Annotated in this window: 11 protein-coding genes; 10 read left to right on the plus strand and 1 reads right to left on the minus strand. The window is 71.0% G+C overall.

What is annotated here, in order from left to right:
- Positions 1 to 27: 27 nt before the first annotated feature.
- Positions 28 to 1,071: a GntR family transcriptional regulator gene (locus G407_RS27070; protein WP_084327454.1), complete on the minus strand. Its 1,044-nt coding sequence runs from the start codon at positions 1,069 to 1,071 to the stop codon at positions 28 to 30.
- 125 nt (positions 1,072 to 1,196) lie between these two features.
- Between G407_RS27070 and G407_RS0110725 the strand changes: the two genes are divergently transcribed.
- The 10 genes from G407_RS0110725 (at position 1,197) to G407_RS0110770 (ending at position 11,933) form a co-directional block, all read left to right on the plus strand.
- Positions 1,197 to 2,777, plus strand: a complete 1,581-nt coding sequence (locus G407_RS0110725) for an ABC transporter substrate-binding protein (RefSeq protein ID WP_043539546.1) — start codon at positions 1,197 to 1,199, stop codon at positions 2,775 to 2,777.
- An 80-nt stretch (positions 2,778 to 2,857) separates the two neighbouring features.
- The gene (locus G407_RS0110730; protein WP_029030795.1) at positions 2,858 to 3,832 is read left to right on the plus strand and encodes an ABC transporter permease; all 975 of its coding nucleotides are present in this window, start codon (positions 2,858 to 2,860) and stop codon (positions 3,830 to 3,832) included.
- Positions 3,829 to 4,725, plus strand: coding sequence for an ABC transporter permease (locus G407_RS0110735; protein WP_029030796.1), 897 nt, complete (start codon positions 3,829 to 3,831; stop codon positions 4,723 to 4,725). Before G407_RS0110730 ends, G407_RS0110735 begins: the two co-directional genes overlap by 4 nt.
- Positions 4,722 to 5,744, plus strand: coding sequence for an ABC transporter ATP-binding protein (locus G407_RS0110740; RefSeq protein WP_029030797.1), 1,023 nt, complete (start codon positions 4,722 to 4,724; stop codon positions 5,742 to 5,744). Before G407_RS0110735 ends, G407_RS0110740 begins: the two co-directional genes overlap by 4 nt.
- The gene (locus tag G407_RS0110745) at positions 5,699 to 6,700 is read left to right on the plus strand and encodes an ABC transporter ATP-binding protein (RefSeq protein WP_029030798.1); all 1,002 of its coding nucleotides are present in this window, start codon (positions 5,699 to 5,701) and stop codon (positions 6,698 to 6,700) included. Before G407_RS0110740 ends, G407_RS0110745 begins: the two co-directional genes overlap by 46 nt.
- The gene (locus tag G407_RS0110750; protein WP_029030799.1) at positions 6,697 to 8,205 is read left to right on the plus strand and encodes a carboxypeptidase M32; all 1,509 of its coding nucleotides are present in this window, start codon (positions 6,697 to 6,699) and stop codon (positions 8,203 to 8,205) included. Before G407_RS0110745 ends, G407_RS0110750 begins: the two co-directional genes overlap by 4 nt.
- A gap of 169 nt (positions 8,206 to 8,374) precedes the next feature.
- On the plus strand, positions 8,375 to 9,286 hold the full coding sequence (locus tag G407_RS0110755) for a LysR family transcriptional regulator (protein ID WP_029030800.1): 912 nt from the start codon (positions 8,375 to 8,377) through the stop codon (positions 9,284 to 9,286).
- A 109-nt stretch (positions 9,287 to 9,395) separates the two neighbouring features.
- Complete coding sequence (locus tag G407_RS0110760; protein WP_029030801.1) at positions 9,396 to 10,196, plus strand: carbon-nitrogen hydrolase family protein; 801 nt, start codon at positions 9,396 to 9,398, stop codon at positions 10,194 to 10,196.
- 8 nt (positions 10,197 to 10,204) lie between these two features.
- On the plus strand, positions 10,205 to 10,864 hold the full coding sequence (locus tag G407_RS0110765) for an RraA family protein (RefSeq protein ID WP_029030802.1): 660 nt from the start codon (positions 10,205 to 10,207) through the stop codon (positions 10,862 to 10,864).
- Positions 10,865 to 10,934: 70 nt separating this feature from the next.
- On the plus strand, positions 10,935 to 11,933 hold the full coding sequence (locus G407_RS0110770; RefSeq protein ID WP_029030803.1) for a TRAP transporter substrate-binding protein: 999 nt from the start codon (positions 10,935 to 10,937) through the stop codon (positions 11,931 to 11,933).
- Position 11,934 lies beyond the last annotated feature (1 nt).

Raw genomic sequence — 11,934 nt, forward strand, 5'->3', positions numbered from 1 at the left:
GCGTTCTCCTTCACGGCGCGTCGTTCTTCAAGTGGCGTTGTCCCTGGCGAGGCCCGCGCGCATCTCCTCGACCAGAGGCAGGAGCGTCTCGCGGACCGCGTGCGGGCTGGGAACGTGGCGGAACTCGATGGCCACGGCCCCGCGGGGCAGGCGCGGCAGCGCCAGCTCGGCCCCGCTGGCGTAGACCAGCACGTCGACCCCGCGCAGAAGCACGTCGAGGTCGGGGTCGTCGAGCAGGCGGATGTCGACGTCGGCGACGTCGGGGGCGAAGCGCAGCACGCCGGGCTTCATGATGGGCACGAACTCCGGAAAGACGGAGACCATGCCCACCCGCGCCATCGGATCGATGGCGGCGAGCCGTGCGCGAGTCTCCTCGGAGGGAATGACCGACAGGCCGACGACGGGAAGGCCCGGGCCGACCAGCGCCTCGACCTCGCCCCGGCGGTGGACCAGCGACACGACGACGTCGTAGTCCGCCGCCGCGACGGCGCCCGCGCGCAGATCGTCGATCGTCGCGGCGTCGACACGGTCGCGCGGCTCCAGGTGGCGCGCGAGATGCTCGGCATAGCCGCGCGTCGCATCGGGAAAGACGCCGACGAACAGGAGCGCGAGCCCCCGCGGGGCGCCCCGCGCCGCACGGGCGGAGACGAGATTCGCCACGTCTGCAGCGCTCAGGCCGGCGGCCTCGGCCTCGGCGAAAAGCGCCTCGGCACGGCTCTGGAGCCGCCGCAGCGCGCGCATGCGCTCGAGCCCGCCGGGGGCGATCTCGGCGACGTAGGTGCCGGCGCCGGGCTTCGTCGCGATCAGGCCCGCCTCGCGCAGCTCGTCGTAGACCTTCGACACGGTCATCGGCGCGATGCCCGCCTCCTCTGCGCATTCGCGCACGGACGGAAGCCGGTCTCCGGGCTTCAGCTCGCCGGACGCGATGCCGTACTCTACGAGGCCGCGCAGCTGCACTCCGAGCGGGATCGGCAGCCCCCGGTCGAGCGCCGCCACGAGTCGGGAGACCGGCCGCGAGATCGGTGCCGGGACATCGCTGCGTTCTATCGCGCTGGTACGCTTACCGGCCATGGCCGCACTTCCTTCCCGACGACGGCTGACGAGGCGGTTGACACTCGTTCTTCGCGCTGCCTACTGTCATATCCGTCTAGAACAGTCTGGACGGAAAACAATCACCAAATCAAGAGGGGATGCGGATGACGAAGTCTCTCGCGCTCGCCGGCGCGCTCGCCGCCGGGCTCATGGCCGCAACCGCGCTGACCAGCGTGGCCGAGGCTCAGACCTTGACGCTCGGCGTGCGCGCCGGGCCGGAGTCGATCGATCCGCACTGGTCGACGCTCGGCAGCCACGCGGAAGCGCTGCGGCACATCTTCGACACGCTGGTCGGGGTCGACGAGAACCTCCAGCTCGAGCCGGCGCTCGCCACCTCCTGGACCCCGGTCGACGATACGACCTGGGAGTTCAAGATCCGCGAGGGCGTGAAATTCCACGACGGCACCGAGCTCACCGCGCACGACGTCAAGTTCTCCATCGAGCGGATCCCGGTCGTCACCGGGCCGATGAGCATGACGATCTACACCAAGCGTGTCGCCGAGGCGATCGTGGTGGACGACTACACGCTGCACGTGAAGACGAACGGCCCGGCGCCCACGCTGCCGAACGACTTCATCCGTCTCTTCGTCGTGCAGGACGACATCGGCATGGAGCCCCGCAACGAGGAGTTCAACTCCGGCGAGGCGGCGATCGGCACCGGCCCGTACCGGCTCGTCTCCTGGGAGCCGAAGGGCGACCTGGTGATGGAGCGCTTCGAGGACTATTGGGGCGAGGCCCCGCAGTGGGAGACCGTCGTCCGCAAGGAGATCCCCAACGACCCGGCCCGCGTCGCGGCGCTGAAGTCCGGCCAGGTCGACATGATCAACTACGTGCCGGCGACCGACTACGCGGCCATGCAGCGGGATTCCTCGCTGGAGACCTTCATCGGCGACAGCGTCTACATCCTCGACATCTATTTCAGCTTCGCCGACGAGCTGCCGATCAAGGTGCGGGTCGACGGGCAGGAGATCGACGAGAACCCGTTCCAGGACGCCCGCGTCCGCGAGGCCTTCGACCTCGCCATCAACCGCGACGCGCTGGTGCGCGTGGTGCTCGAGGGCCTCGGCAAGCCCGCCAACCAGCTGATGCCGCCCCACTTCTTCGGCGGCAGCATGGACCTGCCCGAGCGCGTGTACGACCTCGAGCGCGCCAAGGCGCTGCTCGCCGAGGCCGGCTATCCGGACGGCTTCGAGATCCCGTTCCAATGCACCAACAACCGCCTGCCCGGCGACGCCGCGGTGTGCGAGGCGCTCGGCCAGATGTGGGCCCGCGCCGGCCTGACGGTGCGCGCCGAGGCGCTCAACGGCACGGTGTTCTTCCCCGCGGTCTCGCGGAAGGAATACTCGATGTGGATGTCGGGCTGGGGCACGCTCACCGGCGAGGCTTCCTACACCTACGGCTCGCTCGTCCACACCAATGATCCCGAGGTCGGGCTCGGCGCCTTCAACCGCGCGGACTACTCGAACCCGGAGCTCGACGCGCTGATCCAGGAGGCCGCGGCCGAGCTCGACGACGACCGGCGCGCGGAGCTGTTCGAGCAGGTCACCGAGATCTCCATGAACGAGCGCATCCTGATCCCGACCGTGCAGCTGCAGACGGTGTGGGCCGCCAAGGCCGACATGCTCGACTTCACGCCGCGCATCGACCAGGAGACCCTGGCCTACAAGATCACGCCGAAGCCGTGAGCCGCGGCTGAACCGACCATCCGGCCGGGCGCGCCCGCTCCCGGCCGGACCCGTCCCCTCACCGAGACGACGCGTCCCGCATGATCGGCTTCCTCATCCAACGGCTCCTCCAGGCGATCGCCGTCGTCTTCGTGATGTCGCTGATCGTCTTCGTCGGCGTCTACGCCATCGGCAACCCGATCGACGTCCTGATCGACCCCGCCGCCGATCAGGCGCTGCGAGAGGCGCTCATCCGGCAATACGGCTTCGACCAGCCATTGCCGGTGCAGTACCTCACCTTCCTCGGCAACATGCTCACCGGCGACTTCGGCCAGTCCTTCGTCTACCGCCTGCCGGTGCTCGACCTGATCCTCTCCCGCCTGCCGGCGACGCTGGAGCTCGCGCTCTCCGCCATGGTGATCGCCACCGTATTGGGCATCCCGCTCGGGATCTGGGCCGGCTACAAGCCGGACGCCGTGTCCTCGAAGCTGATCATGGGCCTCTCGGTGCTCGGCTTCTCGGTGCCGACCTTCTGGGTCGGGCTCCTCCTGATCATGCTCTTCGCCATCGAGCTCGGCTGGCTGCCCTCGGGAGGGCGCGGGCCGACGCAGGAGATCCTCGGCGTCGACGTCTCGATCTTCTCGTGGGAGGGGCTCTCCCATCTCGCGCTCCCGGCCTTCAATCTCGCGCTGTTCAAGCTCGGCCTGCTGATCCGGCTCGCGCGCGCGGGCATGATCGAGGTGATGAGCTCGGACTTCGTGCGCTTCGCCCGCGCGCAGGGCCTGCCGGAGCGCCAGGTGGTGGGCCTGCACGTGCTCAAGAACATCTCCATCCCGATCGTGACGGTGTTCGGCCTCGAGTTCGGCTCGACGCTCGCCTTCGCCGTCGTCACGGAGACGATCTTCACCTGGCCCGGCATGGGCAAGCTGATCATCGACTCGATCATGGTGCTCGATCGCCCGGTGATGGTCGCCTACCTCATCCTCGTCGTGGTCCTGTTCGTGACGATCAACCTCGTCGTCGATCTCGTCTACGGCCAGCTAGACCCCCGCATCCGCACGAAGGGCGCCGCATGACCGCCGCCGCCGCCCCGAGCCGCCGGGCCCGGCTCGCCGATGTCTGGTACGACTACCGGCAGAGCCCCGTCGCCGTGATCGCGCTCGCGATCGTCGTGATCCTGCTCGTCGCGGCCTCCCTCGCGCCGCTGATCTCGCCCCAGAACCCCTACGACCAGGCGACGCTGGACCTGTTCGACGCCCGCCTCGAGCCGGGCAGCGTCGGCGGCGGCGGCTACGTCCATCTGCTCGGCACCGACGGCATGGGGCGGGACCTGTTCTCGGCCATCCTCTACGGCCTGCGGGTGAGCTTCACGGTGGGGGTCGCGGCCGGCGCGGTGGCGCTCGCGCTCGGCGCGACCGTGGGGCTCGTCGCCGCCTATTACGGCGGGCGGATCGAGGCCTTGATCATGCGCACGATCGACCTCCAGCTCTCGATGCCGGCGATCCTCCTCGCGCTCGTTCTGGTCGCCGTGCTCGGCCAGGGCATGATCCAGCTCATCGTCGCGCTGGTCGCCGCGCAATACGCCTATTTCGCCCGCACCACCCACGGCGCGGCGAGCGCCGAGCGGCGCAAGGACTACATCGAGGCGGCGCTCTCGACGCCGCTGCCGGCCCGGCGCGTGCTGTTCAAGCACCTCCTGCCGAACGCGCTCCCGCCGCTCATCGTGGTCGCGACGGTGCAGGTCGCCTCCGCCATCTCGCTCGAGGCGACCTTGTCCTTCCTCGGGCTCGGCCTGCCGATGACGCAGCCCTCGCTCGGCTCGCTCATCTCCAACGGCTTCCAGTATCTGCTCTCCGGGCGCTACTGGATCTCGATCTATCCCGGGCTGGTGCTGATGGTGCTCGTCGTCTCGATCAACCTCGTCGGCGACCAGGTGCGTCACGTGCTCAACCCGAGGCGCGGCCGATGAGCGACGTCGTCCTCTCGGTCCAGGGACTGGCGACGGCGTTCGCCACCCGCGCCGGCAGCTTCAAGGCTGTCGACGGCGTCTCCTTCGACGTGCGCCGGGGCGAGGTCGTCGGGCTCGTCGGCGAGTCCGGCTCCGGCAAGAGCGTGACCGGCTATTCCATCCTGGGCCTGATCGAGCCGCCCGGCCAGATCGTCGGCGGGCGCGTGCTGCTCGAGGGCGAGGACCTGCTCGCGCTCTCCCCCGACAAGCTGCGTCGCATGCGCGGGGCGCGCGTCGCCATGGTCTTCCAGGACCCGATGATGACGCTCAACCCCGTCCTGAAGATCGGAACGCAGATGGCGGCGGCCGTGCGCGCCCACGACCGGGTGTCGAAGGCGCAGGCCCTGGCGCGGGCCCGGGACGCGCTCGGGACGGTGGGGATCCCCTCGCCAGAGGAGCGGCTCGACGCCTACCCGCACCAGCTCTCCGGGGGCATGCGCCAGCGCGTGGCGATCGCCACCGCGCTGCTGCACAGCCCGTCGGTGATCATCGCCGACGAGCCGACGACCGCGCTCGACGTCTCCATCCAGGGCCAGATCCTGGCCGAGGTGCGCCGCCTCGCGGACGAGACCGGCACCGCCTTCGTGTGGATCACGCACGACCTCGCGGTGGTCTCGAGCCTCGCCGACGAGGTCTGCGTGATGTATGCCGGGCGCATCGTCGAGCGCGGGCCGGCGGAGGCCGTGATCGCCTCCCCGCGCCACCCGTATACGCAGGGGCTGCTCGCCTCGGTGCCGAGCCTGCACGAGCCCGGCGAGCGCCTGCCGCAGGTCCCCGGCTCGGCCCCGCCGCCGATGGAGCGCCCCGAGGGCTGCGCCTTCCGCCCGCGGTGCCCGCGCGCGACGGACGCCTGCCTCGTCGACCCCGTCATCCAGACCTACGACGGCGAGCGCCGCGCGGCGCTGTGCCACCACCCGATCGAGCCCGACGCAGCATGGAACACCTCCTCGACATCGACGGCGTCTCGAAGCGCTTCGTGAAGCAGACGACGCTCGGCGAGCGCATCGCGCGCGCGCTCGGCGCGGGCGGCGCGCCCGAGATCGTGCGCGCCGTCACGGACGTGAGCCTGACCGTGTCCCGCGGCGAGGTGGTGGGGCTCGTGGGCGAGAGCGGCTGCGGGAAGTCGACGCTCGGCCGCATGGTCGCGGGCATCTACACCCCGAGCAACGGCCGCATCCGGTTCGAGGGCGCGCCCGTGGCCGTCTCGCGCGGGCGGCGGGTGGAGAAGCTCACCACCCGCGTCCAGATGATCCACCAGGACCCGTTCGCCAGCCTCAACCCGCGGGTGCGGGTCGCGGACACGGTCGCCGAGGGGCCGGTGGCGCACAAGCTGGTCTCGCAGAAGGACGCGGACGCCTACGTCGCCGACATGCTCGAGCGCGTGGGCTTCGACGCCGCCTCGCGCCGGCGCTTTCCCCATCAGTTCTCGGGTGGGCAGCGCCAGCGCATCGCCATCGCCCGGGCGCTCGCGATGAAGCCCGACCTGCTCGTGCTCGACGAGCCGGTGGCCTCGCTCGACGTCTCGATCCAGGCGCAGGTGCTCAATCTGTTCCAGGACCTGCGCCGCGACCTCGACCTCACCGCGATCTTCGTGAGCCACGATCTCGGCGTGGTGCGCCACGTCTCCGACCGGGTGGCGATCATGTATCTCGGCCGCATCGTCGAGACCGCGCCCACCCGGACCCTCTACGCCGCGCCGGCGCATCCCTACACGAAGGCGCTGTTCGAGAGCGTGCCGAAGATCGGCGCGGGCCGTGGCGTCTTCCGCCCGATCGCCGGCGAGATCCCCTCGCCGCTGGCGCCGCCGCAGGGCTGCCACTTCCACCCCCGCTGCCCGTCGGCCGGCCCCCGTTGCGGCCGCGAGGCGCCGGTGCTGAAATCCATCGGGCCCGGCCAGAGCGCCGCCTGCCACCTTCACGACGGAGGCGTCGCGTGACGCTCGCACCCTTCCGCGCCGAGATCGGCGCGATCAACGACCTGCTCTGCGCGGCGTCCGTGCTCACCTGGGACAGCCGCACGATGATGCCGGCGGGCGGCGCCGAGACGCGCGGTCTGCAGATCGCGACGCTGATCCGCGCCGCCCGCGACCGGCTGCTGGGCGCCGACCTCGCCCGCGCCCTCGACGCGGCGCGGCGCGCCGTCGAGGGCCTGCCCGCGGATCACCCCGACGCCCGCGCCGTCGCGCAGACGCTCTCCGCGGTCGCACATCATGCGCGGGTGCCGGCGGACCTGATCGAGCGCCGCGCGGCGCTGCGCACGCGCGCGCAGGCCGCGTGGACGCAGGCGCGGGCGACCTCGGACTTCGCCCTCTTCGCCCCCTATCTCGAGGAGACGATCAGCCTCGCCCGCGCCTATGCCGACGCCGTCGGCTGGGAGGCGCATCCCTACGACGCGATGGTCGGGATGTTCGAGCCCGGCGAGACCGCCGCCTCGCTCTCGGCCCTGTTCGCCACCCTGCGCGCGGGCGTCGCGCCGCTCCTCGATGCCGCTCGCGGGCGCGCGCCGGCGCGCGACGACTTCCTCGCCCGCGGCTACGGAGAAGAGGGCCAGCGCGCCTTCGGCCTCTCCATCGCCGAGCGCTTCGGCTACGACCTCGCCCACGGCCGGCTCGACACCACCGTGCACCCGTTCGAGGTGAGCTTCACGCGCAGCGACGTGCGCATCACCACGCGCTACCGGCCGGACTACCTGCCCGGCTCGCTGTTCGGCATCTTCCACGAGACCGGCCATGCGCTCTACGAGCAGAACGTCGAGCCGGCCTACACCCGCTCCGCGCTCGCGACCGACCTCGTCGGCCTCTACGCGGTGGGCGGGACGAGCTTCGGCGCCCACGAGAGCCAGTCGCGCCTGTGGGAGAACCACGTCGCGCGCACGCCCACCTTCTGGGCGAACCACTTTCCCGAGCTGAAGGCGCACTTCCCCGACGAGCTCGCCGACGTCGACGCCGACGCCTTCTACGCCGCGGTGACCCGCGCCGAGCCGGGCTTCATCCGCGTCGAGGCGGACGAGCTGACCTACGATCTGCACATCATGCTGCGCGTCGAGCTGGAGACGGCGCTGATGGCGGGCGACCTCGGCGTCTCCGACCTGCCGGGTGCGTGGGACGAGAGGGTGCGGCGCGACCTCGGGCTCGTCGTGCCGGATGCGCGCCGGGGCGTGCTCCAGGACGTGCACTGGTCGTCGGGCTACATCGGCTCGTTCCCGACCTACACGATCGGCAACGTCATGGCCGCGCAGTTGATGGAATCGGTGCGCGAGGACGATCCCGGCGCGATCGACGCCCTGGAGCGGGCCGACTACGCGCCGCTCGCGGACTGGCTGCGCGCCGCGGTCTGGCGCCACGGCCGGCGCTTCGGCCGCGACGAGCTCCTGGCGCAGGCGACGGGCCGCGGGCTCGATCCGGCGCCCTACCTGCGCCACCTCGCGGCGAAGTACGGCTGAGCGCAGCGCTGTCCCGTTACCCGATGGGCTCGTGAACGGAGCGCCCCCGCCCCGCAGGGGAGCGGCGCGCCGTCCGCCCCCGTGCACACCCTCCCAGAACGTCCGCGCACCCCGACCCTTGCGCACCTCGCCCCCCGGTGCTCGACTGGAGCCCGGAGGCCGCGCGACGATGAACCTGACGTTCCTCGAGACCTTCGTCTGGGTGGCGCACCTGCGGAGCTTCACGCTCGCCGCGGAGCGCATGCACGCCACGCAGGCCGCGGTGTCGGCGCGCATCGCCTCGCTGGAGCGCGAGCTCGGCGTCAAGCTCTTCCTGCGCGAGCCCCGGGACGTGCGGCTGACCCCCGAGGGCGAGCGGGCGCTCGCCCATGCCGAGCGGATGCTGCGCTGCTCGAAGGAGTTCTATCGCGACGTGGCGGGCGGCGACGGCCTGCGGGGCACGGCGCGGATCGGGGTGATCGACACGATCTCCCACACCTGGCTCATCGACTTCATCCGCCGCTCGCGCGCCACCCACCCGAGGATCGACCTCGAGCTCGTCGCCGACACCAGCCTGCGGCTCGCCGACATGCTCGTCGCCGGCGAGATCGATCTCGGGCTGATCATGGGGCCGGTCGGCGGGCCGGAGGTCGTCGAGATCGACCTGTGCACCTACGCCTCCGCATGGCTGGCCTCGCCCGGCCTCGACCTGCACGGACGCACGCTCGACGTCGGCGACCTCGCGCAGCACGCCATCGTATCCTTCCCGCGCTGCTCGCAGCCGCACGAGGCGATGATGCGCTATTTCAGCCGCTTCCCGGAAGCGCAGCCGACCTTCTACTCGACGAACTCGCTGGCCACGATCATCCGCATGACGGTCGACGGCATCGGCGTCGCGGCCATACCGCCCACGGTGGTGCGCCGGGAGATCGAGCGCGGCGAGCTGGTGCGGCTCGACGTGCGCCAGCCCTTCCCGCCGCTCGGCTTCCAGGCGACCTACCGGGACGGGCCGGCTTCGCACCTGCCCGCCGCCCTCGCCGACCTCGCCCGGGAGGTGGCCCGCGACTTCTGCGCCGGCCAGGAGCCGGCCCTCGCCTGGTAGCGGGCGGTTGCATAACGAAACCCGATCGCGGCGACAGAAATTTGTCTTTTGACAGCTGGCGGACCCCCTCGCGAAGATGTTCTCGAACGAACGTCAGGGGAGGTCACGCATGAAGGTCGCCGTCGTACAGATGAACTCGCAGGGAGACAAGGGGGCGAACCTCGATGCCGCCCGACGTCTCGTCGACGAGGCCGCGCAGGACAAGCCGGATCTGGTGGTCCTGCCCGAATACTGGGCCTGTCTCGGCGATGGGCCGGCCGAGTTCCACGCCAGCGCCGAGCGCTTCCCCGAGGGCGAGGCCTATTCCACCATGGCCGAGCTCGCCCGCACGCACGGGGTGACGCTGCACGGCGGCAGCATCGTCGAGACCGACGGCGAGCGCTTCTACAACACGAGCCTCGTCTTCGACCCGCAGGGCCGGGAGATCGCGCGCTACCGCAAGATCCACATGTTCGACGTCGACGTGCCCGGCGGCATGCGCCATCGCGAGAGCGAGACCATCTCGCCCGGGCGCGAGATCGTCACCTATTCCTGCGGCGGCTACATGATCGGCTGCTCGATCTGCTACGACCTGCGCTTTCCCGAGCTGTTCCGGGCGCTGCGCGACCGCGGCGCCGACCTGATCGTGCTGCCGGCGGCCTTCACGCTGATGACCGGCAAGGATCATTGGGAGGTGCTGCTGCGGGCGCGCGCCATCGAGACGCAGACGCACGTCCTCGCCTGCGGCCAGATCGGCACGCATGCCGGCGGCCGCAAGGCCTGCTACGGCCACAGCATGATCATCGATCCGTGGGGGCACATCGTCGCCCAGGTCGGCGACCACCAGGGCCATGCGGTCGCGCGCATCGATGCCGAGTACCAGGCGCGCGTGCGCCGGAACGTCCCCGTCGCCACCCACCACGTGCTGTGAGCCGTCCCGTGTTCGAGATCAGAGACCTTCCCCGCCAGATCGACCCCCGCCTCGTTCGCCTGCTGGAGCAGGTGGAGACCGCCACCGTCGGGCACTTCCTGCACAGCCAGTTCGCCGACGCGGCGCTGCGCGGCGTCCTGCCGGAGACCCGTGTCGCCGGCACGGCCGTGACGCTGCGCATCCCCGGCGCGGATTCGACCCTCCTGCACCATGCGCTCGCCCTCGTGCGGCCTGGCGACTTCCTCGTCATCGACCGTGCCGGCGACACCAGGCACGCGTGCTGGGGCGGGGTCGTCACCAACGCGGCGAAGCTCGCGGGCGTGGTCGGCGCGGTGATCGACGGGCCGGCAACGGACTTCAACGAGATCCGCCGCTGCGAGATGCCGGTGTGGTGCCGCGGCCCCTCGCCGATCACCACCAAGCTGCTCGGCCTCGAGGGCGCGATGAACGTGCCCGTCAGCGTCGGCGGCTGCGCGGTCGAGCCCGGCGACGCCGTGCTCGCCGACGAGAGCGGCGTGCTCTTCCTGAAGCCCGGCCAGATCCAGGCCGTGGCCGAGCGGGCGATCGGGATGCAGGAGCGCGAGCTCGGGCTCCTCGACCGCCTGCGCGCCGGCGAGAAGCTGCCGGACATCTCCGGCGCGACGGCCAAGGTCATGGCGGCGCGCTGATCGAACCCCGCCGCGGCCGAGCAGAAGGGAACGCCGGCCGCGGCTGCTTCACCAACGGGAGGACCGGACGATGACGATCAAGAACGCACTTCTCGCCCTCGTGGCGACCACCGCCCTCGTCGCGGCGGGCGCGGCGCAGGCGGAGACGTGGCGCATGGCCCACAAGATGCCCGCCGACTCGATCGAAGGCCGCATCTTCCAGGCGGTGGCCGACCGGATCGGCGAGAAGACGGACGGGGAGATCACCGTCGAGGTGTACCCCAACGAGCAGCTGGGGAAGGACGACGCCATCCTCGAGCAGCTCCAGCTCGGCACGGTCCACATCTACCCGGAAGGCTCCTCGTACCTGCAGAAGTGGGTGCCGGAGATGAAGTTCGTCAGCGCGCCCTTCCTGTTCGACGATCGCGAGCACTGGTCGCGCTTCATGGCGACCGACCTCGTCGAGGGCTGGCACCAGGCGATCGAGGACGAGGCCGGCATCACCGTCATCGGCGACTCGACCAAGATGGTGCGCGGCCCCTACCGGGTGATGGTCTCGACGAAGCCGATCGAGAGCCTCGACGACGTCGCGGGCCTGAAGCTGCGCCTGCATCCGGACGAGCTCGCGGCAGCCGCCTGGCGGCATCTCGGCGCGGAGGTGCGCACGCTCGCCTGGACCGAGGTCTACGAGTCGCTCGGCCGCGGCATCGTCGAGGCGGTGAACAGCCCCGTCGCGCTGGTCGAGCCGATGCGCTTCTACGAGGTCGCGCCCCACATCACCCGCCACGACGAGTACCCGCAGGGCCTCGCCTTCATGGCGAACGCCGACGCCTGGAACGGGCTCGACGAGGAGACCCGCGGGCAGATCATCGAGGCCTACGACGAGGTGGCGGCCGAGTTCGCCGCCGAGACCGATCGCGTCGCCGAGGAGTCGCTCGCGCGGATGGCCGAGGAGGACGTGTCCTACTCCGCCGTCGACACCGGCCCCTTCGTCGCCCGTATGGCCGAGCTCTACCGGCAGATGGATGCCGAGGGCGCGCTGCCGGAAGGCTTCCTCGAAGCCGTCGACGCCTCCCGCGCCGCGAACTGAG

The organism is Salinarimonas rosea DSM 21201 (assembly GCF_000429045.1).
Taxonomy (GTDB): domain Bacteria; phylum Pseudomonadota; class Alphaproteobacteria; order Rhizobiales; family Beijerinckiaceae; genus Salinarimonas; species Salinarimonas rosea.

Excerpts from the sequence above, each read along its gene's own strand:
- G407_RS27070 (WP_084327454.1), bottom strand. The coding sequence starts at position 1,071 with ATGGCCGGTAAGCGTACCAGCGCGATAGAACGCAGCGATGTCCCGGCA.
- G407_RS0110725 (WP_043539546.1), top strand. The coding sequence starts at position 1,197 with ATGACGAAGTCTCTCGCGCTCGCCGGCGCGCTCGCCGCCGGGCTCATG.
- G407_RS0110730 (WP_029030795.1), top strand. The coding sequence starts at position 2,858 with ATGATCGGCTTCCTCATCCAACGGCTCCTCCAGGCGATCGCCGTCGTC.
- G407_RS0110735 (WP_029030796.1), top strand. The coding sequence starts at position 3,829 with ATGACCGCCGCCGCCGCCCCGAGCCGCCGGGCCCGGCTCGCCGATGTC.
- G407_RS0110740 (WP_029030797.1), top strand. The coding sequence starts at position 4,722 with ATGAGCGACGTCGTCCTCTCGGTCCAGGGACTGGCGACGGCGTTCGCC.
- G407_RS0110745 (WP_029030798.1), top strand. The coding sequence starts at position 5,699 with ATGGAACACCTCCTCGACATCGACGGCGTCTCGAAGCGCTTCGTGAAG.
- G407_RS0110755 (WP_029030800.1), top strand. The coding sequence starts at position 8,375 with ATGAACCTGACGTTCCTCGAGACCTTCGTCTGGGTGGCGCACCTGCGG.
- G407_RS0110760 (WP_029030801.1), top strand. The coding sequence starts at position 9,396 with ATGAAGGTCGCCGTCGTACAGATGAACTCGCAGGGAGACAAGGGGGCG.
- G407_RS0110770 (WP_029030803.1), top strand. The coding sequence starts at position 10,935 with ATGACGATCAAGAACGCACTTCTCGCCCTCGTGGCGACCACCGCCCTC.